The organism is Nonomuraea sp. NPDC049607 (assembly GCF_040675375.1).
In the GTDB taxonomy this organism is placed as follows: Bacteria; Actinomycetota; Actinomycetes; order Streptosporangiales; family Streptosporangiaceae; genus Nonomuraea.
The window spans coordinates 396,328-421,445 of the sequence record NZ_JBFAOV010000003.1 but is presented as its reverse complement, the minus strand read 5'-3'; the positions used below and the strand labels follow the sequence as shown (position 1 = coordinate 421,445).

Here is a 25,118-nt window from a genome sequence, read left to right as displayed (position 1 = left end):
CCGTCCGAGGCCCGTCCGAGGCCCGTCCGAGGCCCGCAGCCCCAAAACGCCCCGTTCACACCCCCAGCGCCGCGAGCCCGGGCAGGTGCGTGCGCGCCACCGCGCGCGCGTTCGCGGCCGTGACCTGGGCCCGCGCGTTGCGCGCCGCCAGCCTGCACTGCTCCAGCGTGTGCGCGGCCAGCGCGGCCCGTACGGCCCCCAGAGCCCCCGCCCCCATCGACAGCGTGGTCGCCCCGAGCCCGACCAGCACGCACGCCAGAGCGGGATCGGCGGCCGCCTCACCGCAGACGCCCACCGGCTTGCCGTGGCCGCAGGACATGGCGATCAGGTCGAGCAGCGCCGGCTGCCACGGGTCCTGGAGCCCGCTCACCGTGCCGAGCTGGCGGTCGGCGGCGAAGGCGTACTGGGCCAGGTCGTTGGTGCCGAGCGAGACGAAGTCCACCATCCCGGCCAGTTGCCCGGCCCGCAGCGCCGCGGACGGGATCTCGATCATGACACCCACCTTGGACAGCCCGCGCGCCCGGCAGGCGTCGGCGAACCATTCGGCCTCCTCGGCCGTAGCCACCATGGGCGCCATCACCAGCAGCTCGGCCGGCGCGTCCTCGGCCGCCGCGGCCAGCGCGCGCAACTGCGCGTCCATCACCTCGGGGAACCGCCTGAACAGGCGCAGCCCGCGCTCGCCCAGCGCCGGGTTCGGCTCGGCGGGGGCGGGCAGGAACCGCAGCGGCTTGTCGGCGCCCGCGTCGAGCGTGCGCACGACCACGGTCCCGCCGGGCACGGCCTCCAACGCCGCGCGGTAGGCCCGCCGCTGCTCCTCGACGGCCGGGGCGTCGGCGCGGTCGAGGAAGAGGAACTCGGTCCGGTAGAGCCCGACGCCCTCCGCCCCGGCGGCCACCGCCTCCGTCAGCTCGGCCGGGCCGGCGACGTTGGCCAGCAGCGGCACCGCGTGCCCGTCGGCGGTCCGGCCCGGCCCCTTGGCCGCGCTGATCGCCGCCTGCTTCGCCGCCGCCGCGTCGCGCGCCCCGGCCACGTGGTCGTCGGACGGCTCCAGGCTCACCTCGCCCGTCGTGCCGTCCACCAGCACCCGGACGCCGCCGGGGATGCCGGTCGCCCCGGGGCAGGCGACCACGGCGGGTACGCCCATCGCCCGTGCCATGATCGCGGTGTGGCTCGTGGGCCCGCCCTGCTCGGTGACGAACCCGGCCACGTGCCGCCGGGACAACAACGCCGTGTCGGCGGGCGCCAGATCGACCGCGACCAGCACGTACGGCTCCTCGGGCGCCACCGGCAGCCCCGGCATCGGGTGCCCGGTCAGCAGGGCGATCACCCGGTCCCTGATGTCGTCGAGGTCGGCGGCCCGCTCGCCCAGGTATCCGCCGGCCCCGCTGAGCACGTCCCGGTATTTGGTGAACGCCTCGAAGACCGCCCGCGGAGCGGCGAGACCCCGGTCGATGAGGGTCCTGACCTTCACCACCAGCCCGGGGTCCTCGGCCATCAGCGCCTGCGCCTTGAGGATCTCCTCGGCCTCGCCGCCCGCCTGGTTGCCGCGGGCCTCAAGCTCGCCCGCGACCCGTGAGAGCGCGGCCGTCGCCCGCTCCTTCTCCTGTTCCGCCTCACCGGTGTAGGTGCTGCCCTCGGGGGGTTCGGGCACAGAGGCGGTCAGAACGTACGCGGGGCCGTGCCCGATGCCCGGGCTGACCCCAACCCCCCGCAGGTTCATGGCGCTCCGGCGATCGTGGCCAGTTCGTCCAGGATCTCCTCGGAGCCGTCGCCCTCGGCGCTGATCACGACGGTCTCGCCCTGCCGGACGTCGAGCGCCATGATGGCGAGGATGCTCTTGCCGTTGACCGGCGCCCCTCCGCCGCTGGCCTTGGCCACGCTGATGTCCATCGGGGCCAGCTGGGCCCGTTTCACGAACGTCGCCGCGGGACGGGCGTGCAGACCCACCTCCGCCGCGACCGTGACCTTGCGCTCACCCATGAGCCTCTCCTTCTCTACCCGGTCCAGACCAGCTGGACCCCTGCTTGAATGGCGGCCGGCCGCTCGCGGTCGGGCCGGTGCCCGGTATGGCTGGGGGCACGCCTATTGTGACGTCTTCTGCCGGTACGACCGTGCCCGTACGGCGATCTCGGGGACCGCGCCGACGGCCGCTACATCCATGTGAACAGCTCGTCCCCCACGTGCACCGCCCCCTGGACGATGCCGGTCACCGACTCCGAGGGGGCGTCGAGGGCCACGACCGGGCAGACCGGGGACCGTCCGCCCGCCTCGACGGCGGACGGGTCCCACGCCACGACGGGCTGCCCCGCGCTGACCCTGTCGCCCTCGGCCGCCAGCAGCCGGAAGCCCTTCCCCTTGAGCTGGACCGTGTCGATGCCCAGGTGCACCAGCACGCCCCTGCCGTCGTCCCCCACGATGACGTAGGCATGCGGATGCAGTTTCATGATCTTTCCCGCTATGGGGGCCACGGCCTTGCCTGGCCCCCGCAACGGGTCGATCGCCGTTCCCGGTCCCACCATGCCCGCGGAGAAGACCGGATCGGGCACGGCGGCCAACCCCACAGCCGCCCCCTCGACCGGGGCGAGAACAGTCGTCATGGTCTCGCCCTTAGCCGATGATGTCCTCGATGTCGCTGGCGATCGTGTCCGCCTCGGGCCCCACGACGACCTGGACCACGTTGCCCGCGGCCATCACGCCGTGCGCCCCCGCCGCCCTGAGGGCGGCCTGGTCGACCTTGGACGCGTCGTGCACTTCGGTGCGCAACCGGGTGATGCAGGGTTCGATCTCGATGATGTTGTCGGCACCGCCGAGACCGGCGATGATCGCATTCACATCCGCCGCCATCCGGTCCTCCCTCGTTCCAACTCCTTGACCAGGCTAAACGAGGCGCCTCGCTCAGTCCGTCTGCGTGACCTTGTTGAGTCCGCGCGGCGAGTCGGGGTCGATGCCGAGGCGCCGGGCCAGCGCTTCGGTGAGGAGCTGGCCGGGGATGATCAGGCCCATCGGCGCCACCCATTCGGGCAGGTCGGGGCCGTTCAGCGCGGCCGTGCCGGCCTGCGCGAGCGCGTCGCCGCCGCCGATCGTGTACGCCGCCGCGCCCGCCGCCACGACCCGCTCGGCCAGGGCCACCGTGCCGGACAGCGTGGGGCTGTTCTCCGAGGCCACCAGCAGCGCCGGGGTGTCGGCGTCGACCACGGCGATCGGGCCGTGCAGCAGGTCGGCGTAGGACAGGCCCATGGCGTGCAGGTAGCAGGCCTCCTTGAGCTTGAGCGCGGTCTCCAGGGCCGTGGAGAAGGCGAGCCCGCGTCCGGACACGACCACGCCCGGCTTGTCCAGCAGCCCTTCGACGACCGCGTCCAGGTCGCCCGGCTCGGCGATCAGCTTCTCGACCGCCTCGGGCACCCGCCGCAGGTCCCCGGCGTCCACGTCGGCGCCCAGGCCCAGCGCCAGCACGGCCAGCGCGGCGAGCTGCGTGGTGTACGTCTTCGTCGCCGGGACGGCCTTCTCCTCGCCGGCCAGCGTGCACAGCGCGACGTCGGCCGCCTGGGCGAGTGGGCTGTCCTCGCCGCCGTTGGTGATGCCGACCGTCTTCGCGCCGCAGTCCTTGGCCCAGGCCAGGGTCTCGACGATCTCCTCCGTACGGCCCGACTGCGAGATCGCGACGGCCAGCACGCCGTCCAGGTCGACCTTGCGCTTGTAGGTCGTCGCGATGGACGGCGCGGCCAGCGCGCCCATCCGTCCCGCGTGGGACTCGACCAGGTAGCGGCCGTAGACTGCGGCGTTGTCGGAGGTTCCACGCGCGATGAACAGCAGCTGGCGAGTCTGCTCGCCCACCGCCTTCACCTCGCCGACCCTGGGGAGCAGGGCGTCGAGCGTGGCCCGCAGCGCCTCCGGCTGCTCGGCGATCTCACTGCGCATCTTGGTGGTCATCCTGAGCTCATCCCTCGATTCATACGGTTCGCACTTGACCGTCTTTCGCGACATGTGGTCTAGTCCGGACTAGACCAGTACGAACCATAGCCCATGACCACCAAACAAGAAATCTGCCCATAGACTGCCGCACCACCAGTCCCAGATTTCTTCTTTGCCGATCGAGGGGAGGATCCGTGGCGCACATCGATCCGGATAGCCCGGTGCCCAAGTACTTCCAGCTTCGCGAGATCCTGCTGGACCTCATTGACAGCAACGAGCTCAGCATCGGCGCCGCCATCCCGTCCGAGCGGGAGCTCTGCCAGCGGTTCGGCCTGTCCAGGATGACCGTACGGCAGGCCGTCGACCACCTGGTCTCCGAGGGACGCCTGCACCGCGTGCCGGGCAAGGGCACGTTCGTGGCCAGGCCCAAGATCGAGCTGGCGTTGCAGCTCACGTCGTTCACCGACGACATGAGGGCGCGCGGCATGATCCCGGGCTCGCGCGACCTCGACCGTCGCATCGTGCGGGCCAGCGCCCACCTGGCCAAGGAGCTGGGGATCCAGCCGGGTGAGGAAGTGCACTTCATCGAACGCCTGCGTACGGCCGACGGTGAGCCGCTGTCCATCGAGCGGGCACACATCCCGGTCAAGCTCGCCCCCGACCTGGCCGATTACGACTTGTCCGACAAATCGCTGTATGAGCTGCTGGAGAGCCGCTACGGCCTGGTCATGGACGCCGGCGAGCTCACCATCGACGGCGGCATCGCCGACCCGAGCGACGCCGACCTGCTGAAGCTCCCGCGCGGCGGCGCCGTGCTGCTGCTCCAGCGCAGGTCCTTCTCCGGCGGCGTCTGCGCGGAGCTCGGCGTGTCCACCTACCGCGCTGACCGCTATCAGCTGCGGACCATACTCGAAATGCCCGTTAGACGGGGCTAGGGCCACTCCGCCGGGCCCGGACGGCCGGCCCGGCGGACGCCCCACTCCCACCCCCCGGAGGAACGCCCGGTGAACGAGACCACCGCCGCCGCCCGGCCTTCGCCGCTCGCACGCGTGATGAACGTGCTCCAGAGGCTGGGCCGCTCGCTGATGCTGCCCATCGCGGCCCTGCCCGCGGCCGCGCTGCTCTCCCGGTTCGGCCAGCCCGACATGCTGGGCTCCAACGGCCCGGCCTCCGGCGGCCTGGCCGACGTCCCGGGGTTCGCGTGGATGAGCCAGGTCGCCGCGGTGCTGGCCGCGGCCGGGGACGCGCTGTTCCAGAACCTGCCGCTGCTGTTCGCGGTGGGCGTGGCCATCGGCTTCGCCCGCAAGGCCGACGGCAGCACGGCACTGGCGGCCGTCGTCGGCTACCTGGTGTTCGACCGGGTGACCAAGGTGATGTTCTTCGGCTCCGACATCCGGGACACCGTGGCCATGCGCCAGGTCCAGGACGAGGGCATCAAAGAAGTCATCAACTACGGCATGCAGAACCCCACCAAGGTGCTCGGCGGCATCGTGATGGGCCTGGTCACCGCGCTGCTGTGGCAGCGCTTCCACCGGATCAAGCTGCCGTCGTGGCTGGCGTTCTTCGGCGGACGCCGATTCGTACCGATCATCACCTCCATCGTCGCGCTGCTGCTCGGCGTGCTGTTCGGCTGGCTCTGGCCGGTCCTCGGCGAGTGGATCCGCCACGCCGGCGAGGCCCTGGCCGCCATCGGTCCCATCGGCACCGGCATCTACGGCCTGATCAACCGCCTGCTCATCCCGCTCGGCCTGCACCACTTCGTGAACTCGGTCGTCTGGTACGTCGTGCCGCAGTGCGAGGTGGGCGGTCACGTGCTGGGCGGCGACTGGAACTGCTACTTCGGCGGCGCCCCGCACTCCGGCCAGTTCATGGCCGGCTTCTTCCCCGTCATGATGTTCGCCCTGCCGGCCGCCGCCCTGGCCATGTGGCGGGCCGCGCCCCCGCACCGCCGGGCCACGGTGGGCGGCATCATGCTCTCGGCGGGGCTGGCCTCGTTCGTCACCGGCATCACCGAGCCGATCGAGTTCGCGTTCATCTTCGTCGCGCCCGCGCTGCTGGTCGCGCACGCCATCCTGACCGGGCTGGCGATGGCGCTCACCACGCTCATCGGCGGGCAGCTCGGCTTCGGCTTCTCCGCGGGCCTGCTGGACATGCTGCTGAACGTGAGCAAGTCCAACACCCAGAACCTTCCGGGCATCCTGCTGCTCGGCCTGATCTACGGCGTCGTCTACTACGTCGTGTTCACGTTCCTCATCCGCAGGTTCGACATCATGACACCGGGCCGAGAACCCGAGCCCGACCTCGACTCCGGCGAGACCTAGCGCCCGTTTTCCGCCTCTCCCGCCGTGGTAGGAACCTGGCATTCCCCCGCTGACGGACCACCGAGCGGGGGTGAGGGGCATGGGCGCGTCGCCCTGGTCGGCGACGTTCGCGGTGCTGCAGCGCATCGGCCGCTCGCTCATGATGCCCATCGCCGTGCTGCCCGCGGCGGGCCTGCTCTTCCGCTTCGGCCAGGACGACCTGCTGGGCAAGGACGGACTCGGCGGCATCCTTCCCTGGATGCTGCCCGTCGCCAACGTCCTGGCCGCGGCCGGCGGCGCCCTGTTCGACAACCTGCCCGTCCTGTTCGCGATCGGCGTGGCGATCGGGTTCGCCCGCAAGTCGGACGGCTCCACCGCCCTCGCCGCCCTGGTCGGCTACCTGGTGTTCGACCGCGTCAGCCGTACGCTCTTCTACGACGCGGGCCACGGCGCGGTCTACGCCAAGGTCGTCGTCGCCACCCCCCAGGGGCCCATGCTCAACCTCGGTGCCCAGAACCCCACCGGCGTGCTCGGCGGCATCGTCATCGGCATCACGGCGGCGCTGCTCTGGCAGCGCTTCTACCGGCTGAAACCGCCCCCGTGGCTGGCCTTCTTCGGCGGACGCCGCTCGGTCCCGATCATCACCGCCGTCGCCGCCCTGCTGCTCGGCGTCGTGTTCGGGCTGGTCTGGCGTCCGGTCGGCGACTGGCTGGCCGGCGTGGGCGACTGGCTGTCGGCCCACGGCACCGCCGGCACCGGCATCTACGGCGTGGCCAACCGCCTGCTGATCCCCGTCGGCCTGCACCACTTCCTCAACACCATCGTCTGGTTCACCCTGCCCGAGTGCCATGCGGGCCTGAACGGCGCCACCCGGAACGCCGCCGGCGACCTGAACTGCTACTTCGCCGGCGAGCAGGGCGCCGGCATCTTCATGACCGGCTTCTTCCCCGTGATGATGTTCGGGCTGCTCGGAGCCGCCATCGCCATGTGGCGGGCGGCCCCGCCGGAACGCCGCAAGTCCGTGGGCGGCATCATGCTGTCGGCGGGGCTGACGGCATTCATCACCGGCATTACCGAGCCGCTGGAATTCGCCTTCATATTCGTGGCGCCGGCGCTTTTCGTGGTGCACGCCCTGCTGACGGGGTTGTCGATGGCCCTGCTGGCGGAATTCGGCGCGCGACTCGGGTTCACCTTCTCCGGCGGAGCCATCGACATGCTGCTGAACGCCAGCAAATCGAACACCCATCGGCTCGGCCTGATCATCGGCTTCGGCCTGCTGTATTTCGTCCTCTACTATTTGATCTTCGCATTCCTGATCCGCCGCCTGAACATCCCCACCCCCGGCCGCGAACCCCCCGCCTGATCACGCATGACGAAGCCCCCGCCCCCCCTGCTTTCGCACGGGGAGACGGGGGCCCGCTCAGGCTCTCGCCTCAGCCTGTCAGACGGCGTTCTTCGGGTCGCCGTGGCAGCGCTTGTACTTCTTGCCCGACCCGCACGGGCACGGCGCGTTGCGCTCGACGTTCCCGTACGCGGCCCGCTCGGCCGGCGTGGTGCGCACCCGCGTGTGCTCGACGTCGCCCTGCTCGCCAGGGGCGGAGTATTCGAGCTCGGCCGGGCGCTGCGGCCCGCGCAGGGCGGTGGAGATGATCGACCGCGTCTCGGTGACCGCGGCGTCCTCCTCCTCGACGATCGGGTTCTCCTGCACCTCGACCTCAAGGTTGAACAGGAAGCCGACCGAGTCCTCCTTGATGCCCTCCAGCATCGCGGCGAACATCTCGAAGCCCTCGCGCTGGTACTCGATCTGCGGGTCCTTCTGCGCGTAGGCCCGCATGCCGATGCCCTCGCGCAGGTAGTCCATCTCGTAGAGGTGCTCGCGCCACTTGCGGTCGAGCACGGACAGGATGACCTGGCGCTCGAAGTTACGCGTGGCCTCCGCGCCGAGCTGCTCCTCGCGCCTGGCGTACGCCTCCAGGGCGTCGGCCTTGATCTTCTCCGAGATGATCTCGGCGGTCAGCTCCTCGCGGCTGCCGACCTCCTCGACCAGGTCGTCGATCCGGAGCGAGACCGGGTAGAGCTCGCCGAACGCCTTCCACAGCTTCTCCAGGTCCCACTCCTCGGCGAAGCCCTCGGAGGTGGCGCCCGCGACGTAGCCGTCGATCACGTCGCCGACGAAGCCGCGCACCTGGTCGTGCAGGTCGGCGCCCTCCAGCACGCGGCGGCGCTCGGAGTAGATCACCTTGCGCTGCCGGTTCATGACCTCGTCGTACTTCAGAACTTCCTTGCGGATCTCGAAGTTCTGCTGCTCGACCTGGTGCTGGGCGGAGGCGATGGCCTTGGAGACGATGCCCGACTCGATCGGCTGGTCGTCGGGGATGCTCAGCCTGTTCATGATCATCTCGACCCTGGCCGCGTTGAACAGGCGCATGAGGTCGTCGCCGAGCGAGAGGTAGAAGCGCGACTCGCCGGGGTCGCCCTGACGGCCGGAACGGCCGCGGAGCTGGTTGTCGATGCGGCGCGACTCGTGGCGCTCGGTGCCCAGCACGTAGAGGCCGCCGAGCTGGGTGACCTCGTCGTGCTCGGCCTTGACGGCCGCCCTGGCCTTCTCCAGCGCCTCGGGGTAGGCCTTCTCGTACTCCTCCGGCGTCTCGACCGGGTCGAGGCCGCGCTGGCGCAGCTCAAGGTCGGCGCGGAACTCGGAGTTGCCGCCGAGCATGATGTCGGTGCCTCGACCGGCCATGTTCGTGGCGACGGTGACGGCGCCCTTGCGGCCCGCCTCGGCGACGATCGCCGCCTCACGCGCGTGGTTCTTCGCGTTGAGGACCTCGTGCACCACGCCGCGGCGCTTGAGCGCCTTGGACAGCCGCTCGGACTTCTCCACCGAGGTCGTGCCGACGAGGACCGGCTGCCCGGCCTCGTGGCGCTCCTTGATGTCCTCGACCACCGCGTTGAACTTGGCGTCCTCGGTCTTGTAGACCACGTCGGGCTGGTCCTTGCGGACCATCGGCCGGTTGGTCGGGATCGGGACCACGCCGAGCTTGTACGTCTGGTGGAACTCGTTGGCCTCGGTGACCGCCGTACCGGTCATGCCGGACAGCTTGGCGTAGAGGCGGAAGTAGTTCTGGAGGGTGACCGTGGCGAGAGTCTGGTTCTCGTCCTTGATCTTCACGCCTTCCTTGGCCTCGATGGCCTGGTGCATGCCCTCGTTGTAGCGCCGGCCGTGCAGCACGCGGCCGGTGAACTCGTCGACGATGAGCACCTCACCGTCGGAGACGATGTAGTCCTTGTCCTTCTTGAACAGCTCTTTCGCCTTGAGCGCGTTGTTCAGGAAGCCGACCAGGTGGGTGTGCTCGGGCTTGTAGAGGTTGTCGATGCCGAGCCAGTCCTCGACCTTCTCGACGCCGGCCTCCAGGACGCCGACCGTGCGCTTCTTCTCGTCGACGATGTAGTCGCCGGTGCTCTCCTCGCCCGGGTTCTTCGCCTCGACGCCCTTGCGCAGCCTGGGAACGATCTTGGCGAACTCGCTGTACCACTTGCCCGACTGCTCGCCGGGGCCGGAGATGATCAGCGGCGTGCGGGCCTCGTCGATGAGGATCGAGTCGACCTCGTCGACGATGGCGAAGTGGTGGCCGCGCTGGACGCACTCCTCCAGCGACCACGCCATGTTGTCGCGGAGGTAGTCGAAGCCGAACTCGTTGTTGGTGCCGTACGTGATGTCCGCTTCGTACTGCTTGCGCCGCTCATCCGGCGCCTGGCCGGAGAGGATCATGCCGACTTCCATGCCCAGGAACCGGTAGACGCGGCCCATGTTCTCGGCGCCGACCTTGACCAGGTAGTCGTTGACGGTGATGACGTGGACGCCGTTGCCCGCCAGCGCGTTGAGGTAAGCCGGCAGCGTACAGGTCAGGGTCTTGCCCTCACCCGTCTTCATTTCGGAGATGTTGCCCATGTGCAGGTTGGCCCCGCCCATGATCTGCACGTCGAAGTGCCGCTGGCCGAGCACGCGCCGGGCCGCCTCACGGACGGTCGCGAACGCCTCGGGAAGCAGGTCGTCGAGGCTCTCGCCGTCGGCGTAACGCTGCTTGAACTCGTCCGTCAGGGCGCGCAACTCCGCGTCGGACAGGCTCGTGAAGTCGTCCTCGATGGAGTTGACCTGATCGGCGATCCGCTTGAGCTTGCGCAGAGTCTTGCCTTCGCCGGCACGTAGGATCTTGTCGAGAATGGCTGCCACTTTATGTAAAGCTCCTCGCAGGTCTACCCCGGCGGCGCCGCCAGGAGGAGAGGCCGAGACAAACTTCCCCGGTTGCCATCGTAGGCGGTTCCACAACCAGACACAGCCACCGTGGCGACGAGGGCGCCGGACACGTCTGGGAGAATGGGGTCAAGGCAGAGGGTATGCCGGTTGAGCGCCGGTTCGCACCAATAGCGGGATATCCGGCAAAGGAAGGATTTAGTCATGGTTGAGGGGAAGAAGTCCGAGCACGCGCAGAATCTCGGCAACCACGGCGGGCGCGCCTCCTCGTGGCTGGCCGTGACTGTCATGGTGGTGGGCACCATCGTGGCCGGCTTCGGACTGACGGCCGACAACTGGACGCTGGTCTGGGTCGGCGCCGGTGCGTTCGTCGTCGGCGGCATCCTCGCCCTCGTCTTCGACATCTTCACGGACGTGGTGATCGACGCACCCCGCGTCGGCATGCACGCCGAAGACCACCGCTGACCACTCCGGCACACGGCGGGCCCCGACCATCCGGGCGCCCGCCGTTCCCATGCCCGGCCCCTCCGGAACCCCCTGTTCTCGGCATCCAATTCCCCAACCCCAGGACATCGGCGTGTCGCTCCCACGGCGCACAGGTCGTGGGGCCGCCTCCGGCCGTCCCCACCTGGGACGGAGCGATTCTGTCGGTGGGCGCCGCTAAATTTCCCCCATGGATAGCCCTACCGTCCCCCAAGGCCCCCTGGGGTTCGCCGCATGACGACCGTGACCGACCTGACCGCTGACGAAGCGCGTCGGGTCATTCTGCGCGCCCAGGGGCTCATCGGCGCCGACGTGCGCAAGGGCGGGGTGCGCGGCATGCTTCGCCGGCTCGGCGCCGTACAGCTCGACACGATCTCCGTCCTGGCCCGCTCCCACGAGCTGGTCGCCTACGCGCGCCTCGGCGCGGTGGGCAGGCCCGCGGTCGAGCGCGCCTACTGGCACGATCCCGCCCAGAGCTTCGAATACTGGTGTCACGCGGCCTGCATCCTGCCCATCGAGCACTGGCCGCTCTACGCCTTCCGGCGCCGCGCCTACCGCGACCGGCGCTACCGCTGGCACGAGGTCCCCGACAGCGTCGACAAGCTGCTGCAGCAGGTGCGCGACTCGGGCCCGCTCACGACGTCCGACGTCGGCGGCGCCAAGAACGGCGGCCCGTGGTGGGACTGGTCCGACTCCAAGATCGGGCTGGAGTGGCTGCTCGACATCGGCGAGATCGCCTGCGTGCGCCGCGTCGGCTGGCGGCGCGTCTACGACCTGACCGAGCGTGTCGTACCCGCCGACTCGCTGGCCGACGACCTGTCCGACGAGGAGTGCATCGTCCTGCTGGCCGCCATCGCGGGCCGGTCGCTCGGGGTGGCCAACCGTACCGACCTGCTCGACTTCCTGCGCCTCAAGGGCAAGTACGCGGCGATGCTCGACCAGGCCCTGCTCAGCGGCGCCGCCGGTCTGGCGCCGGTCAAGGTGGCGGGCTGGCCCGCCAAGAAGGGCCACGCCAACGCGTGGGCCGACCCGCAGGCGCTGGAGTCCGAGCCGCGCGGCCGTCACCGTACGACGCTGCTGTCCCCGTTCGACTCCCTCATCTGGCACCGCGGCCGCACCGAGCGCGTCTTCGGGTTCAAGTACCAGCTTGAGCTGTACGTGCCCAAGGAGAAGCGCGTCCACGGCTACTTCACGATGCCCGTGCTGGCCGGGGGCCGCCTGATCGGCCGGGTCGACCCGGCCCGCGAGGGCACCACCCTGGTCGCCCGCCAGGTCCACCTTGAGCCCGGCCTGTCCCCCGCCAAGTGGGCCGACGCCCTGCGCGACGCGCTGTGGTCGGCCGCCGAATGGGTGGGCTGCGACTCCGTACGCGTCGAACGCACCGACCCCCCAGAACTGGCCCCCCTCCTGACCACACCCCAGCCGTAACCCCCCGAGAAACGGACCCCCCACCGCACCACCAACCCGCCTCGGAGCTCCCCGGCACCACCCCGACCACCCCGTACCCCCGCCCCTCCCTTCGGCGCTCCGCACTCCCTCCCCCGCCCCTGACCTCAGCCCGCGCTCGGGCCGGGGGCTTCGGGGAGGGGCCTGCCCTAAGGGCGAGCGGTCCGGCTGCAGCCGGGCGCGAGGGCCGGGGTTGTAGCGCCGCTGGGCGCTCTCAACGAGCCGTACGCGGCGGGTTACGTGCCGGGGCCGCTGGGCGCTCTCAACGGACCGTGCCCTGCGGGTTGCGCGCCAGAGCGGCGGGGGCTGGGGAGGGCATCGGTGGGGTGCCCCGCGCTACGGGAGCTCGGCGCTTCCTGGCGCTGGAACGGCCTTCTCAGCAGCGGGCCGCCGGCTACAGCCACAGCCGGGAAGCAACGCACTCGGAAACCGGACGAGGGCCGGGGGCTGGACACCCAGGGGGGCTGGACACCCGGGGCCGGGCACCGTCGGCCGGGACTGAGCACCGAGGGTAGAACCAGGACAATCCGAGGATTGGCGCTAGATGCCAGGACCGAACCCAAACGGCCGAAGACCAGAACCAGGGACCGGGGCCGGGACAGAACCAGGACGTCCGAGGATCGGGACCAGGGACCCTGAACCGAACGCAGAACGACCGGAGACCGGAACCAGGAATCGAGCCAGCACCAGGAAACCGAGACCGAACCAGCACCCGAACTAGGAGCCTGAGACCGAACCAGCACCCGAGCTAGCAGCCTGAGACCGAACCAGCACCAGGATCAGGACCAAGAGCCCGGGACCGAATCAGGGCGACCGAAGGCCGGGGTTGGAGGCCGGGGGCCGGGGGCCGGACCAGGGCCATCGGGGACCAGGGCCAGGACCGGGATCGGCCAGGACCGGGGCCGGGGGTGGACCGGGGATCGTGTTGTGGTCGCTGTCAGCGGAGGGGCTTCGGGGTGTTCTGTGCGGGGCCGGGTGGCCTCAGGTGATCTCCAGCATGCGTTCCCGCACCGCGTACACCACCGCTTCCATCCGCGAATGCAGCTGCAGCTTGTCGAGGATGTTGCGGACGTGGTTCTTCACCGTGTTCTCGGAGATGAACAGCTGCTTGGCGATCTCGCGATTGTTCATGCCCTTGGCGACCAGGCGCAGAACCTCCATCTCGCGGTCGGTCAGCCTGGGCACGGGGAGCTGCGGCGGGCGTTCGGCCTCCTTGCGGCTCATGTTCGCGAACTCGCTGATGAGCTTGGCGGCCATCGCCGGGTTGATTAAGGACTGTCCCTCGTGCACGCCGCGCACCGCGGCGGGCACGTCGTTGATCTGCACGTCCTTCAGCAGATAACCGGTGGCGCCGGCCTTGATCGCCTCGAAGAGATCCTCTTCCTCGTCGCTCACGGTCAGCATGATGATCCGGGTGCTCGGGACGGAGGCTCTGATGCTCTTGGTCGCCTCGATCCCGTCCTGCCGGGGCATGCGTACGTCCATGAGGGCGACGTCGGGCATGAGGCGATCGGCCAGTTCGACCGCCTCCTGCCCGTCGCTCGCCTCACCGACCACCTCGATGTCGGGCTCCGCGGCCAGCGTCAACGCCAGGCTGCGCCTGATCAGCTCGTGATCGTCAACGATCAGCACGCGGATCGGCTCGCTCTCTGCCGTGCGGACCTCGCCGGACTCGGTCACGAGCCCTCCTCGGTCCGTCGTGCGCCTGCCTTGCTCACGGGGAACCTGCTCATCGGACGGCCGCTCCGTTGTCACGCCCGGTCGGGGCCGTGGCGGCTGTCCGCATGGCGGTAGTCCCGTCAGTACCCTCGCTTCGCTCGCTCATCTGAACCTGACTGAGCTCGCTCACGTGTCCTCCTCGTCGGGGGGCCAGAGCCGTCGGACCGCCATGATGGCACGTATGGCACGGTCCTCGGGTGGTCGAGAAGATCTTTTAGCGTGCGATCAGGGCTCTATGAGCCGCAACACGCCGTAGTTGTACCCGCGCCGGTTGTAGACCACGCTCGGCAGGCCGCTCTCCTTGTCACGGAACAGGTAGAAATCGTGCCCGACCAGTTCCATTTCGAGCATGGCCTGGTCGATGGTCATGGGTTCCGCCTTGTGGAACTTCTCCCGGACGACGAGCGGTCCGTCGCCGTCCATCTCGATCGGGACGATGTCGTCGTCGAGCTTCTCGTCCTGCACCGGCAGGTCCTCGTAGGACTCGGCCGGCTCAGGGACGTGCTTGGCCCCGAGAGGCGGCAGGCCGACGTCAGGGAGCGTCGCGGTGATCTCCGCCACCGAGGGCGGGCAGTGGTTGCCGTGATGAACCTTGCGCCGGTCGGCCAGCCGCCGCAGGCGGCCTTCCAGCTTGTCGAGGGCGATGTCGAGGGCTACGAACCGGTCGTCGGCCGAGGCTTCGGCGCGGATGGCCGGGCCCTTGGAATGGATGGTGAGTTCGACACGCTCGCGCTGGTCGGCGAGGCGAGGGTTGCGTTCTTTCGACACCTCCACATCGACTCGGATGAGTTTGTTGTCCAGACGTTCGATCCTGGCCAGCTTGGTCGTCACCTGGTCTCGGAACCGGTCACTCACTCCTGTGTGCCGACCCTTGACGATGATGTCCATGCAACAGCCCCCCTTCGTCTAACGACTGAGCAAGAGCGCCCGACTCTGTGCGTTCCGGACGGGGTTTCGGGTCCGCCTCTCTGTCACCGCTACCCTCTTCCGCCACGACGTCACCGGGTTCTCGGGTGGCACCCGTCCGGCCGACCTGGTCTTCGACCCCACATCCGCCTGCTGAGGATTTCGCAGCTCTGTTGCCACTACTGCCCTTCTCTTCTGACGAGGGACATCTGGACCCTCGGGAAGGCAGGACTTATCCCTAAGCCGCACCGTGATCGGTCGACAAAGAGTCGCCTTACGTGGACCGTTTTGCCTGCGGCTGGCATCGGCTAGCAGAGCCGGGGACACCGACTCTGCGCAACCACGGACCCGAACGGGTGCCATGTCAGAACGCTATCCGCATCCTGCGCGAATGTCAGCCGGAGCGTCGGCCAAAGGATCACGTTCCGTGACTTTTCCGGGGTTCCGGACGCCCGGGGGACCTCGGAGCGCCCTGTCGGCAAGCCCAGTGGCCACGCGCCTTCCGACGGTCTGAGCTGCACCACTTCTTCTTCCCCCAACAGGAAATCCATCCTTCAAGATGGGCCTAAGAATTGGATCTTTCTTTACCGACAGTGATGTCAAGCGTTTTCAAGATCTTCGGCGTGTCGCGGCGACGGTGGCCGCCATCGGCACCCGTACGCCGGCAGCGCGCAGTGCGCGGGCGGCTTCGGCGAGCGAGGCGCCCGTGGTCACGATGTCGTCCAGGAGCAGCGCAGAGGGCGCTGGAGGGCCTTTCGCGCGTCCGGCGACACAGAGGGACCCGGCGAGGTTCGCGACGCGCTGCGTGGCGCTCAGGCCCGCCTGGTCGGCCACCCGGCGCGCCTGCCGCAACCCCGCCCACGGCTCGGCCCGCAGGCCGGACGCCACGAGGTGACGGGTGACGAGCACGGCCACCCGGCCCATGGGATCGTGCCCCCGGCCCCGCAGCGCCCTCCTCGCGCTCGGCACCGGCACGACGGCGAACGGCCCCCGCGCCCACCCTGCCCCCGCCCCGGCGCCCAGGGCGGTGAGCACGGTGAACGCCAGCACCTGCGCCAGCACGCCGGCCAGCGCCACCGCGCCGCGCTCCTTGTAGGCCAGGATCGCCCTGCGCGCCGCGCCCTCGTACGGCGTGGCCGACCAGCACTCGGGCAGGCCGGCCGGGCCCGGTCTCGGCCCCCGCCTGGCGGGGACGGCGGCCATCTCGGCCGCGCACCCCGGACAACACCGAGCACCGGCACGGCCGCAGCCCACACAGGACTGCGGCAGGAACACATCGAGCACGCCCCCGAACACGCCGCCCAGCATGCCTACCGCCACCGACAGTTCCGGGAAACCCGAGCACCGCACGCTCGCGGGCAGAGGTCAGCCCGGAGGGAGGCGGGCCAGGGCGAAACAGACCCGGAGGGAGGCGAACCCGGAGGGAGGCGAACCCGGAGGGAGGCGAACCCGGAGGGAGGCGAACCCGGAGGGAGCGGCCCCAGAGGGAGCGGCCCCAGAGGAAAGCGCGCCAGGGGGAACCAGACCCCGAGGGAGGCGGACCCAGCGAGAAGCGTGCCCAGGGGAGGCGGGCGCGCGGAGGGAGGTGGGTCCAGGTCAGCCCAGGGGGAAGAACGGGTTCTTGGCGCTGGGGTCGATCCTGCTCGTCCAGCCCTGCCGGTCCGGGTTGAGCTCGATGATCTTGGGCCCCTTGTCGGTGTTCGCCTCCGCGAGCACCCGCCCGATCAGCGCAGTCACCCGCTCCAGCCGGTCCTTCAGCGGGATCCCGATCGTCTCGCCGTCGCCGATGTCGATCTCGTTGAGTATCTGCCCGGCCTTGCTCTTGATGAGGACGAGCAGGTGCTCGTCGTCCTCCCAGGCGATGTCCTCGATCTCGTACTCGACCTCCGTCGAGGTCAGCGTCTGCAGGTTGCCGAGCATGGGCCCGTTGAGCCCCTCGCTCAGCGCGCCGAGCTGCACGGTGTTCTTGCCGGTGCGCAGGGCCACCCGCACGCCGTCCCTCGCGATCCTGAGCGCGGTGACGTCGAGGCCGTCGAGTCCGGGGGCGGAGACGCGCTCAGGCCCGTGTCCGCCGTTGGGGTCGTACCGCAGGACGACCTTGTTGTGCTGGTCGAACGTCCACAGGGAGCCGTCGCGGCGCCAGGTGGGGTCGGTGAGGTCGGCGCCCTCGATGACCTGCTGCCAGCGGCCCTCGGGGGTGAGCCCGGCGATCGAGATGCCGGTGGAGGTCCGGGCCGCGACGATCGCGCCGGTCTGCTGCGTGGACAGCGCGAACGCCTTGAAGTCGGTGTTCGACTCCCCCGCCGGTCCGGACACCGCGACGCCCGCGCCCTCGTTGTTGCTCATGACGTGCACGGACCCCTTGTTGGTGTAGTACGGCGTGTTGCCGCCGTTGTCCAGCCAGTGGGTCTCGGAGTTGGGCGGCTCGGTCCAGTACTGCTCGCCCTCGACCTGCACCTCGATGGTGCGGCTGATGGCGACCTTGTTGTTGGTCAGGCTGTACTTGAGCTGGGCCACCAGCGCGGCCTTCTCGCCGAGGTCGAGCGGCAGGAGCGGGCCCGACAAGTTGATCACGACGCGGTCGTCGCCGGTGCCGATCGACTCGACCTCGGTGCCCTCGGGGAACACGGTGCCCACGGCGCCGCGCAGCGCGCCGCTGGGCCCCTTGAGCAGCCGCCTGACGATGGTCTGGGCGAAGGTCTCGGTCGGCTTGAGCCGCAGGCACACCCGGTCGACGACCAGCCGCTCGCGGGCGCTGTTGAGGTAGTACAGGTTGGTCAGCCGGTACGCCCGGGCCACGTCGGACTTGGTGAGCAGCAGCCCGTCCGGCAGGTCGTCCACCCGGTAGACGCCCCGGGCGTCCTTCTTCAGCACGAACAGCCGCTCCGGCGCGTTCCCCGACAGCGGCACGTACGCGTCGTCGGGGTCGATGCGGGCGACCTGCTTGGCCTTGAGCCCGTACGTCTCCGCGGCGTCGCCCTCCACCGGGTCCACCTGGTACACGTCCTCGATCACCGTCACCGGCCCGGACGGCTTCCACTTGGCCTGGGCCTTGGGCGTCAGGTACTTGGCCAGCACGGAAGGGTCGTCGGGGTAGGCCGCCATGGCCGCCTGGAGCCCCTTGACCAGCAGCTCCGGGTCCCAGTCGTCGCGCGGCGCGACGGCGATCATGCGCTGGAACGGCTTGTTCAGCGGGTCGCCGCCCCCGGCGTCGCTCACCGTGTACGGCCCGGTCACCGGGATCACGGTGCAGCCCGACCCCGCGCAGGCCACGGCCGCGGCGATGGCGACCGCGGCCCCCATCCGCCTAGTCCTCGTCATGGCCGCCTCCGTCCCCCGAGGCCGGGAGCAGCACCGGCGTCATGTGGCTGCGCCAGGTGCGCCGCATCTCGATCTCGGGCGGCACCAGCGACAGCGGCGAGCCCTTGAGGTCGGCCCCGGCCAGCCGGGGCAGCGTGAGGCGGAACTGCGAGCCCTCGCCCGGCTGCCCCCACGCCTGGAGCCAGCCGCCGTGCAGCACGGCGTCCTCGCGGGAGATGGCCAGGCCGAGCCCGGTGCCGCCGATGGTCCTGGCCCTGGACGGGTCGGCCCGCCAGAACCGGTCGAACACCATCGTCTCCTCGCCCGGCTTGAGCCCGATCCCGTGGTCGCGGACGGCGACGGCGACGGCGTCGCGGTCGGCCCCCACGGTCACCACGATCTCCCTGCCCTCGCCGTGCTCGATGGCGTTGAACAGCAGGTTGCGCAGGATGCGCTCGACGCGGCGGTTGTCGACCTCGACCATGCACGGCTCGTGCGGCAGGCGGATGTCGAAGCGGGTGGAGTGGCGCTCGGCCAGCGCCTCGGAATCGGCGATGGCCCGGTGGACGACGTCGCGCATGTCCACCGAGTCGATGTCGAGCGTGGCGGCGCCGGCGTCGTAGCGGCTGATCTCCAGCAGGTCGGCCAACATCGACTCGAACCGTTCGAGCTGGGCCTGCATCAGCTCGGCCGAGCGGGCGGCCATGGGGTCGAAGTCCTCGCGGGCGTCGTACAGCAGGTCGGCGGCCATGCGGACGGTGGTCAGCGGCGTGCGCAGCTCGTGGGAGACGTCGGAGACGAACTGGCGCTGGACCTGCGACAGCTCCTCAAGCTGGTGGATCTTGAGCGCCAGGTTGGCGGCCATCTCGTTGAACGAGTTCGCCAGACGGGCGAGGTCGTCCTCGCCGCGCACCTTGAGACGTTCGTCCAGCTTGCCGGCGGCCAGGCGCTCGGCGGCCTGGCGGGCCAGCCGTACGGGCGTGACCACCTGCCGGGTGACCAGGTACGCGATGGCGGCCAGCAGCAGGACGAGCCCGAGCCCCACCACGACGATGGCGAGCCGGACGTTGGACAGCAGCTCCTCTTCCTCGTTGAACGGGAAGAAGTGGTAGACCTGGTAGTCCTCGCCGGTCAGGGTCTCGTGCACGACCCCGGCGACCACGAACGTGAGCGTGGCCTGGCTCTGCCCGGCGAACCTGATCGTCTCGATGGACACTTCGGTCTTGCCGTACTCGGCCCGGTTCATGTACCTCTGCAGGCGCTGCCGGAGCGAGGCTGGCACGTCGGCCTGCACGACCCGGCCCGAGGCCCGCGACATGCCGGGCGTGGCCTCGTTGAGTATGAGGACGTCGTAGCGCTTCTTGGAGCCGTCCTCGCCGGACCCGGTGACGGTGTCCATGACCTGGTCGAGCGGGTTGACCTTCTGGTCGGCGTCGGCGGCCTTGGCCCCGTCGTCGGACGGCGGGATCAGCGCGTCGGCGATCTGCAGCCGGTCGGCGTAGGCCTCGTTGAGCGCGGACTGCTGGCTGCTCGCGATCACGGACCTGTTGATCTCGTCGGACAGGAACGTGCCGAGGACGACCACGACGGTCACCGAGATCACCAGCGTGCTGGTGACCACCTGGAGCTGGAGCGAGCGCCGCCACACGCTGCGCACCCGGCCCGCCGCACGACGCACCCTCCGGCGGACGCCGCCGAGAATCTGGCGGACCGTCCGTCGGCGGGCATTCCGGGTCGAGGGCCTGGTCGGGGGCATGGCGGGGCGGGGGAAGGCTAGGCGGGGCCGGCTTTGTAGCCCACGCCGCGGACCGTCACGACGATCTCGGGGTGCTCGGGGTCCTTCTCGATCTTGGCGCGGAGGCGCTGCACGTGCACGTTCACCAGCCGGGTGTCGGCGGCGTGCCGGTAGCCCCAGACCTGCTCCAGCAGGACCTCGCGGGTGAAGACCTGGCGCGGCTTGCGGGCCAGGGCGACGAGCAGGTCGAACTCCAGCGGCGTGAGGTTGATCGTCTCCTCGCCGCGCTTGACCGAGTGGCCGGCCACGTCGATGGTGATGTCGCCGATCTGGAGGATCTCGGGCGTCGGCTCGTCGGTACGGCGCAGCCGCGCCCGCACCCGCGCCACGAGCTCCTTGGGCTTGAACGGCTTGACGATGTAGTCGTCGGCGCCGGACTCCAGCCCGAGCACCACGTCGATCGTGTCGCTCTTGGCGGTGAGCATCACGATCGGCACCCCCGACTCCGCCCTGATCCTGCGCGCCACGTCGATGCCATCGGCACCCGGCAGCATCAGGTCGAGCAGGACAAGATCCGGGCGTGTATCCCGGAACGCGTCGAGGGCCTTGTCGCCGTCGGAGACGAAGGACGGCTCGAAGCCTTCTCCGCGCAACACGATGCCGAGCATCTCGGCGAGAGCGGCGTCGTCGTCGACGACCAGCACGCGACCTTTCATGGCCCCTCATTCGTTCTACGCATTGTGGGACATACCCGCACGATCGCTGAAGGTTACCCTTGGTCGGCCCATGTGTGGGACATGAGCCTCACGAAAGGCGAATTTTAGGTTCCCCCCGCAACCACAAACCCAGTCTGCGGTAACGGAGCGACTTTCGGCCATCCCCGGCAGCCTTCGTTGCCCTGATTCGCCGATAAATGAGGGCTGGATGAGCCGGCGAATGCCCTCCGTGACACCAGCCACCCGCCCAGCGTGCCAGGATTGGGATATGTCAGACGGTCACGGACGCACGCCCGAGACGCCCCCAGGCTGGTCTGCCGAACAGCCCCCGCCCTACAGCGCCCCGCAGGCTTCCCCGTGGACCGCGCCGGGCTCGCCCACGCAGACGCCGTACGGCCAACCGTACGAGCCGCAGGGCGAAGCCCCCCAGCCGCCGCCCTACGGCCCGCCGGGGCCTCAAACACCCTACCCCCAGCCGGGCCACCCGCACTCCGGTCATCCGCAACCCGGCCAACCCCAGTACGGCTACCAGCAGCCCGGCTACGGCTACATGCCGCCGCCCGCGCTGCGTCCCGGCATCATCCCGCTGCGCCCGCTGGGGCTCGGCGACATCCTCGACGGCACGATCAAGCTGGTCAGGTCCAACCCCAAGGCCGTGCTCGGCCTGTCGGCCATCGCCGCCCTGCTCGGCGCGGTGCCGCTGGCCGTGGGCCAGGCGCTCATGCTGGGCTCGATGGGCGACGCGCTGGAGGACCCGGCGTCGGCCTCCGCCAGCTACGACAGCGTCAACGGCGTCATCGCCCAGTACGGCGGCATGCTGGTCTCGTACGCGGTCCAGTTCGTCGTGGTCACGGTGCTGACCGGCGTGCTGACCCGCATACTCGGCCGGGCCGTCTTCGGCGGCAAGATCACCGCGGCCGAGGCGTGGCACCTCTGCAAGGGCCGCATCCCCGCGCTGTTCGGGGTCGTGGGGCTGATGGCCGTCATGATGGTCGTGCCCGTGGCCGTGTTCTTGGTGATCCTGTTCGCGCTCGCGATGAACGTCTCCTCCTCCGACGGCGTCGGCCTGATGCTCGGCGTGATGGGCCTGTTCGTCCTGCTCTTCATCCCGTACTACCTGTTCATCACCACGCGCTTCGCGTTCGCCGCGCCCGCCGTGGTGCTGGAGGGGCGGGGGCCGATCGACGCGATGCGACGCTCGTGGCACCTGGTGACCGGTGACTTCTGGCGGGTGCTCGGCATCCTGCTGCTGACGTCGCTGCTGGTCGGGCTGTTGTCCGGGGTGCTGTCGGTGCCGTTCACGCTGGGCGGGACGGTGATCGGCGTGCTCGGCGGCGGCTCGCCCGGCTCGGCCGTGGCCGCGGCCGTGTTCATCGCCGTCGGCGGCACGCTGAGCGCGATGCTCTCCTACCCCTTCCAGGCCGGCGTCTCCGGGCTGCTCTACGCCGACCGGCGCATGCGCGGCGAGGCGTTCGACCTCGTGCTGCAGACCGCGGCGATCGAGCAGCAGCGCCAGGGGTGGGTGCACTCCTCCGCCGACGAGCTCTGGCACCCGTCCAACTCAGCCGGGTCGTGAGCCCGGTCGACCGGGAGGAGGCGGCCCGCAGAGCGGCCGAGGAGCTCCTCAAGCCCGGATACGAGAAGGAATCCCTGTTCGACCTGCTCTATCGGCGTTTCAACCAGTTCATCGGTGACCTGACCGACGCGGCGACGGGCGGCGGCTCGACCGGCGGAATCATCGCCGCCATCGTGATCGCGCTGATCATCCTCGGCGTGATCCTGCTGGTCGCCTGGCGGTTGCGCGGGACCGCGCGCAGGAACGCCATGGCCGTCGGCGGCCTCTACGGCGAACGCGTGCTCAACGCCGCCGAGCACCGCAGGGCCGCCGAACGCCTGGCCGCCGAGGGCGACTGGACGCAGGCCGTCCGCGAACGCCTTCGCGCCATCGCCCGTGACCTGGAGGAACGCGCCCTGGTCGACGGCATGCCGGGCCGCACGGCCGACGAGCTGGCCGCCGAGGCGGGCGCGGCGCTGCCCGCCTTCGCCGCCGAGCTGGCCGCCGCCGCCCGCTCGTTCGACGACGTCAGCTACGGCGGCGTGCCCGGCACGCAGGCCGCCTACCAGGCGATGAGCGACCTGGACGAGCGGCTGCGCCAGGCGCGGCCCGTCCCGCTGGCCGTGGGAGGCGTCCCGTCATGAGCTTGTCCACCTCCGCGCCGCCGGCCGCCTCCGCCCCCACCTCCCCCACCGCCCGCTCCACCTGGCGGGCGGGCCGCATGATCGTCGTGCTCGGCCTGGTCGTCGTCCTGTTCGCGGCGGCCGCGGTGCTGTTCGGCCCGCAGCGCGGCCCCTCGCGCTTCCTCGACCCGGCCGACACCTCGCTGGCCGGGTCGAAGGCACTGGCGGAGCTGCTGCGGGCCAGGGGCGTCCAGGTCGACCGGGTCGACTCGGTCGAGGCGGCCGCCGGCAAGGCCGCGGACGGCGGCCGGCTGCTGCTGGTCACCGACCTGACCTACCTCGACGAGCACCGGCTCGCGCAGATCCCGGGCGACCGGCTGATCGTCGGCGACCTGCCCGGCCTCGACGTGCTGGCCCCCGAGGCGCGCACCCTGCGCGAGCCGTCGCGCGTGCGCTCCCGCGACCCGGAATGCGGGCTGCCCGCCGCCACGCGGGCCGGCAGCGCGTACGTCGGCGGCCTGGTCCTGACCGGCCCGCCGGGCACCGCCGCCTGCTACCCGGCCGGCGAGGGCCACTCGCTGGTCAGCTACCGCACCCCCGACGGCGCCACCACCACGGTCGTCGGCGACGGCGCGTTCATGACCAACCTGCGCCTGCCCGAGGACGGCAACGCGGCCCTCGCCCTCAACCTCGTCGGCACCGGCAGGCCCGTCACCTGGCTGGTACGCCCCGACAACCCGCCCCCGCTCGACCTGCCCGGCTCCGAGGGCAAGTCGATGTACGACCTGATGCCCCCGAGCATCCCCTGGGCGCTCCTGATGGCCTGCCTGACCGTGGTGCTCGTCGCGTTCTGGCGCGGGCGCCGCCTCGGGCCGGTGGTCACCGAGAAGCTGCCCGTCATCGTGCGGGCCGCCGAGACGGTCGAGGGCCGGGGCAGGCTCTACCGCGCCAGGAAGGCCAGGCAGCGGGCCGCCGACTCGCTGCGCGCCGGCACGATCGACCGGCTCACGCCCCGCCTGGGCCTGGCCCAGGGCGCCGGGCCGCACGAGCTGGTCGCGGCCCTGGCCGCGCGGATCGCCGACGACCCGCAGGTGGTCGGCGCCGCACTGTACGGCCCGCCGCCGGCCGACGACGCCGGGCTCGTCGCGCTGGCCGGGTACTTGGACTCCATCGAAAGGCAGGTCAGTGAACTCTGAGGAGACATTCCGCGTGGCCCCCTCGGGCGAGGCGGCCAGGGAGGCGCTCGGCGCGCTGCGGGCCGAGGTGTCCAAGGCCGTGGTCGGCCAGGACGCCGTGGTCACCGGGCTCGTCATCGCCCTGCTGTGCCGGGGGCACGTGCTGCTCGAAGGCGTGCCGGGCGTGGCCAAGACGCTGATGGTGCGCACCCTCTCCGCGGCCCTGTCGCTCGACTTCAAGCGCGTGCAGTTCACTCCCGACCTGATGCCGGGCGACGTGACGGGCTCGCTGATCTACGACGCGAAGACCAGCGAGTTCGAGTTCAGGGAGGGGCCGGTCTTCACGAACCTGCTGCTCGCCGACGAGATCAACCGCACCCCGCCCAAGACGCAGGCGGCGCTGCTGGAGGCCATGGAGGAGCGCCAGGTGAGCGTGGAGGGCTCGGCCCGGCCGCTGCCCGACCCGTTCGTGGTCTGCGCGACCCAGAACCCGGTCGAGTACGAGGGCACCTACCAGCTTCCCGAGGCCCAGCTCGACCGGTTCCTGCTCAAGCTGACCGTGCCGCTGCCGCCGCGCGAGCAGGAGATCTCGGTGCTCGAACGGCACGCGCGCGGCTTCGACCCGCGTGACCTGTCCGACGTCAAGCCCGTGGCCACGGCCGAGGACCTGGCGGCCGGCCGCGAGGCGGTCTCCCAGGTGCACGTGGCCCCCGAGGTGCTCGGCTACATCGTCGACGTGGCCCGCGCGACCAGGAGCTCGGCGTCGCTGCAGCTCGGCGTCTCGCCACGTGGCGCGACGGCGCTGCTGGCGGCCTCCAGGGCGTGGGCGTGGCTGTCCGGGCGGCCCTACGTGACGCCCGACGACGTGAAGGCGCTGGCCAGGCCCGCGCTGCGGCACCGCGTCCAGCTCCGGCCCGAGGCCGAGCTGGAGGGCGCGACCGCCGACGGCCTGCTCGACGGCATCCTGGCCTCGGTCCCGGTCCCGCGCTGATGGCC

At 70.6% G+C, this 25,118-nt stretch carries 21 protein-coding genes; 9 read left to right on the top strand and 12 right to left on the bottom strand.

Annotated elements, in window-relative coordinates; genetic code table 11:
* Positions 1-55 precede the first annotated feature (55 nt).
* From ptsP to AB0J97_RS09250, 5 genes are all read right to left on the bottom strand, one after another.
* Entirely contained in the window at positions 56-1,720 is a 1,665-nt protein-coding gene (gene ptsP / locus AB0J97_RS09270; protein ID WP_364086441.1) for a phosphoenolpyruvate--protein phosphotransferase, read from the bottom strand.
* Positions 1,717-1,980 carry an HPr family phosphocarrier protein gene (locus tag AB0J97_RS09265; protein WP_357703026.1) on the bottom strand — a complete coding sequence of 88 codons (264 nt, stop codon included), beginning with the start codon at positions 1,978-1,980 and terminating at the stop codon, positions 1,717-1,719. Before AB0J97_RS09265 ends, ptsP begins: the two co-directional genes overlap by 4 nt.
* 170 nt (positions 1,981-2,150) lie before the next feature.
* The gene (locus AB0J97_RS09260) at positions 2,151-2,597 is read right to left on the bottom strand and encodes a PTS glucose transporter subunit IIA (RefSeq protein ID WP_357703028.1); all 447 of its coding nucleotides are present in this window, start codon (positions 2,595-2,597) and stop codon (positions 2,151-2,153) included.
* A gap of 10 nt (positions 2,598-2,607) precedes the next feature.
* Positions 2,608-2,844 (bottom strand): PTS glucose/sucrose transporter subunit IIB, encoded by a 237-nt coding sequence (locus AB0J97_RS09255; protein ID WP_125632338.1) that lies wholly within the window; start codon positions 2,842-2,844, stop codon positions 2,608-2,610.
* A gap of 51 nt (positions 2,845-2,895) precedes the next feature.
* Positions 2,896-3,930 carry an SIS domain-containing protein gene (locus tag AB0J97_RS09250; protein ID WP_364086438.1) on the bottom strand — a complete coding sequence of 345 codons (1,035 nt, stop codon included), beginning with the start codon at positions 3,928-3,930 and terminating at the stop codon, positions 2,896-2,898.
* Positions 3,931-4,106: 176 nt separating this feature from the next.
* Here AB0J97_RS09250 and AB0J97_RS09245 point away from each other — a divergent pair, with 176 nt between their 5' ends.
* The 3 genes from AB0J97_RS09245 (at position 4,107) to AB0J97_RS09235 (ending at position 7,575) form a co-directional block, all read left to right on the top strand.
* Entirely contained in the window at positions 4,107-4,847 is a 741-nt protein-coding gene (locus tag AB0J97_RS09245) for a GntR family transcriptional regulator (RefSeq protein ID WP_357703032.1), read from the top strand.
* Positions 4,848-4,916: 69 nt separating this feature from the next.
* Positions 4,917-6,233: a PTS transporter subunit EIIC gene (locus tag AB0J97_RS09240; RefSeq protein WP_364086435.1), complete on the top strand. Its 1,317-nt coding sequence runs from the start codon at positions 4,917-4,919 to the stop codon at positions 6,231-6,233.
* A 79-nt stretch (positions 6,234-6,312) separates the two neighbouring features.
* Positions 6,313-7,575, top strand: a complete 1,263-nt coding sequence (locus AB0J97_RS09235; protein WP_364086433.1) for a PTS transporter subunit EIIC — start codon at positions 6,313-6,315, stop codon at positions 7,573-7,575.
* Positions 7,576-7,653: 78 nt separating this feature from the next.
* On the opposite strand, the gene secA is transcribed toward AB0J97_RS09235, so the two are convergent.
* Complete coding sequence (secA, locus tag AB0J97_RS09230; RefSeq protein WP_357703038.1) at positions 7,654-10,443, bottom strand: preprotein translocase subunit SecA; 2,790 nt, start codon at positions 10,441-10,443, stop codon at positions 7,654-7,656.
* Between the two features lie 225 nt (positions 10,444-10,668).
* Between secA and AB0J97_RS09225 the strand changes: the two genes are divergently transcribed.
* Both AB0J97_RS09225 and AB0J97_RS09220 read left to right on the top strand, forming a co-directional pair.
* The gene (locus AB0J97_RS09225; RefSeq protein ID WP_357703040.1) at positions 10,669-10,929 is read left to right on the top strand and encodes an HGxxPAAW family protein; all 261 of its coding nucleotides are present in this window, start codon (positions 10,669-10,671) and stop codon (positions 10,927-10,929) included.
* A 252-nt stretch (positions 10,930-11,181) separates the two neighbouring features.
* Entirely contained in the window at positions 11,182-12,375 is a 1,194-nt protein-coding gene (locus AB0J97_RS09220) for a crosslink repair DNA glycosylase YcaQ family protein (protein WP_364086430.1), read from the top strand.
* Positions 12,376-13,374: 999 nt separating this feature from the next.
* On the opposite strand, the gene AB0J97_RS09215 is transcribed toward AB0J97_RS09220, so the two are convergent.
* From AB0J97_RS09215 to mtrA, 6 genes are all read right to left on the bottom strand, one after another.
* Positions 13,375-14,073 carry a response regulator transcription factor gene (locus AB0J97_RS09215; RefSeq protein WP_357703044.1) on the bottom strand — a complete coding sequence of 233 codons (699 nt, stop codon included), beginning with the start codon at positions 14,071-14,073 and terminating at the stop codon, positions 13,375-13,377.
* 264 nt (positions 14,074-14,337) lie between these two features.
* Positions 14,338-15,000, bottom strand: a complete 663-nt coding sequence (gene raiA / locus AB0J97_RS09210) for a ribosome-associated translation inhibitor RaiA (RefSeq protein ID WP_357703046.1) — start codon at positions 14,998-15,000, stop codon at positions 14,338-14,340.
* A 627-nt stretch (positions 15,001-15,627) separates the two neighbouring features.
* On the bottom strand, positions 15,628-16,221 hold the full coding sequence (locus AB0J97_RS09205) for a ComF family protein (protein WP_364086427.1): 594 nt from the start codon (positions 16,219-16,221) through the stop codon (positions 15,628-15,630).
* Between the two features lie 393 nt (positions 16,222-16,614).
* Positions 16,615-18,339 (bottom strand): LpqB family beta-propeller domain-containing protein, encoded by a 1,725-nt coding sequence (locus tag AB0J97_RS09200; RefSeq protein WP_364086425.1) that lies wholly within the window; start codon positions 18,337-18,339, stop codon positions 16,615-16,617.
* Positions 18,326-19,996, bottom strand: coding sequence for an MtrAB system histidine kinase MtrB (gene mtrB, locus AB0J97_RS09195; RefSeq protein ID WP_357703052.1), 1,671 nt, complete (start codon positions 19,994-19,996; stop codon positions 18,326-18,328). Before mtrB ends, AB0J97_RS09200 begins: the two co-directional genes overlap by 14 nt.
* A 95-nt stretch (positions 19,997-20,091) precedes the next feature.
* Positions 20,092-20,769, bottom strand: coding sequence for an MtrAB system response regulator MtrA (mtrA, locus tag AB0J97_RS09190; protein WP_043620615.1), 678 nt, complete (start codon positions 20,767-20,769; stop codon positions 20,092-20,094).
* 268 nt (positions 20,770-21,037) lie between these two features.
* On the opposite strand from mtrA, the gene AB0J97_RS09185 reads away from it, so the two are divergent.
* The 4 genes from AB0J97_RS09185 to AB0J97_RS09170 are packed head-to-tail and all read left to right on the top strand — an operon-like array spanning position 21,038 to position 25,113.
* Positions 21,038-22,345, top strand: a complete 1,308-nt coding sequence (locus AB0J97_RS09185; protein WP_364086422.1) for a glycerophosphoryl diester phosphodiesterase membrane domain-containing protein — start codon at positions 21,038-21,040, stop codon at positions 22,343-22,345.
* Positions 22,342-22,968, top strand: a complete 627-nt coding sequence (locus AB0J97_RS09180; RefSeq protein ID WP_364086420.1) for a DUF4129 domain-containing protein — start codon at positions 22,342-22,344, stop codon at positions 22,966-22,968. The genes AB0J97_RS09185 and AB0J97_RS09180 overlap by 4 nt, the downstream gene beginning before the upstream one ends.
* Positions 22,965-24,143, top strand: a complete 1,179-nt coding sequence (locus tag AB0J97_RS09175; protein ID WP_364086418.1) for a DUF4350 domain-containing protein — start codon at positions 22,965-22,967, stop codon at positions 24,141-24,143. The genes AB0J97_RS09180 and AB0J97_RS09175 overlap by 4 nt, the downstream gene beginning before the upstream one ends.
* A gap of 13 nt (positions 24,144-24,156) precedes the next feature.
* On the top strand, positions 24,157-25,113 hold the full coding sequence (locus tag AB0J97_RS09170) for a MoxR family ATPase (RefSeq protein WP_357703060.1): 957 nt from the start codon (positions 24,157-24,159) through the stop codon (positions 25,111-25,113).
* The last annotated feature ends 5 nt before the right edge of the window (positions 25,114-25,118 follow it).

What these genes read in the sequence shown, in the direction of transcription:
- AB0J97_RS09260 (WP_357703028.1), bottom strand. Translation starts at nt 2,597, where the DNA reads ATGACGACTGTTCTCGCCCCGGTCGAGGGGGCGGCTGTGGGGTTGGCC.
- AB0J97_RS09185 (WP_364086422.1), top strand. Translation starts at nt 21,038, where the DNA reads ATGTCAGACGGTCACGGACGCACGCCCGAGACGCCCCCAGGCTGGTCT.
- AB0J97_RS09255 (WP_125632338.1), bottom strand. Translation starts at nt 2,844, where the DNA reads ATGGCGGCGGATGTGAATGCGATCATCGCCGGTCTCGGCGGTGCCGAC.
- AB0J97_RS09205 (WP_364086427.1), bottom strand. Translation starts at nt 16,221, where the DNA reads ATGGCCGCCGTCCCCGCCAGGCGGGGGCCGAGACCGGGCCCGGCCGGC.
- AB0J97_RS09220 (WP_364086430.1), top strand. Translation starts at nt 11,182, where the DNA reads ATGACGACCGTGACCGACCTGACCGCTGACGAAGCGCGTCGGGTCATT.
- mtrA (WP_043620615.1), bottom strand. Translation starts at nt 20,769, where the DNA reads ATGAAAGGTCGCGTGCTGGTCGTCGACGACGACGCCGCTCTCGCCGAG.
- AB0J97_RS09225 (WP_357703040.1), top strand. Translation starts at nt 10,669, where the DNA reads ATGGTTGAGGGGAAGAAGTCCGAGCACGCGCAGAATCTCGGCAACCAC.
- AB0J97_RS09235 (WP_364086433.1), top strand. Translation starts at nt 6,313, where the DNA reads ATGGGCGCGTCGCCCTGGTCGGCGACGTTCGCGGTGCTGCAGCGCATC.
- AB0J97_RS09265 (WP_357703026.1), bottom strand. Translation starts at nt 1,980, where the DNA reads ATGGGTGAGCGCAAGGTCACGGTCGCGGCGGAGGTGGGTCTGCACGCC.
- ptsP (WP_364086441.1), bottom strand. Translation starts at nt 1,720, where the DNA reads ATGAACCTGCGGGGGGTTGGGGTCAGCCCGGGCATCGGGCACGGCCCC.
- AB0J97_RS09200 (WP_364086425.1), bottom strand. Translation starts at nt 18,339, where the DNA reads ATGACGAGGACTAGGCGGATGGGGGCCGCGGTCGCCATCGCCGCGGCC.
- AB0J97_RS09175 (WP_364086418.1), top strand. Translation starts at nt 22,965, where the DNA reads ATGAGCTTGTCCACCTCCGCGCCGCCGGCCGCCTCCGCCCCCACCTCC.
- raiA (WP_357703046.1), bottom strand. Translation starts at nt 15,000, where the DNA reads ATGGACATCATCGTCAAGGGTCGGCACACAGGAGTGAGTGACCGGTTC.
- AB0J97_RS09250 (WP_364086438.1), bottom strand. Translation starts at nt 3,930, where the DNA reads ATGACCACCAAGATGCGCAGTGAGATCGCCGAGCAGCCGGAGGCGCTG.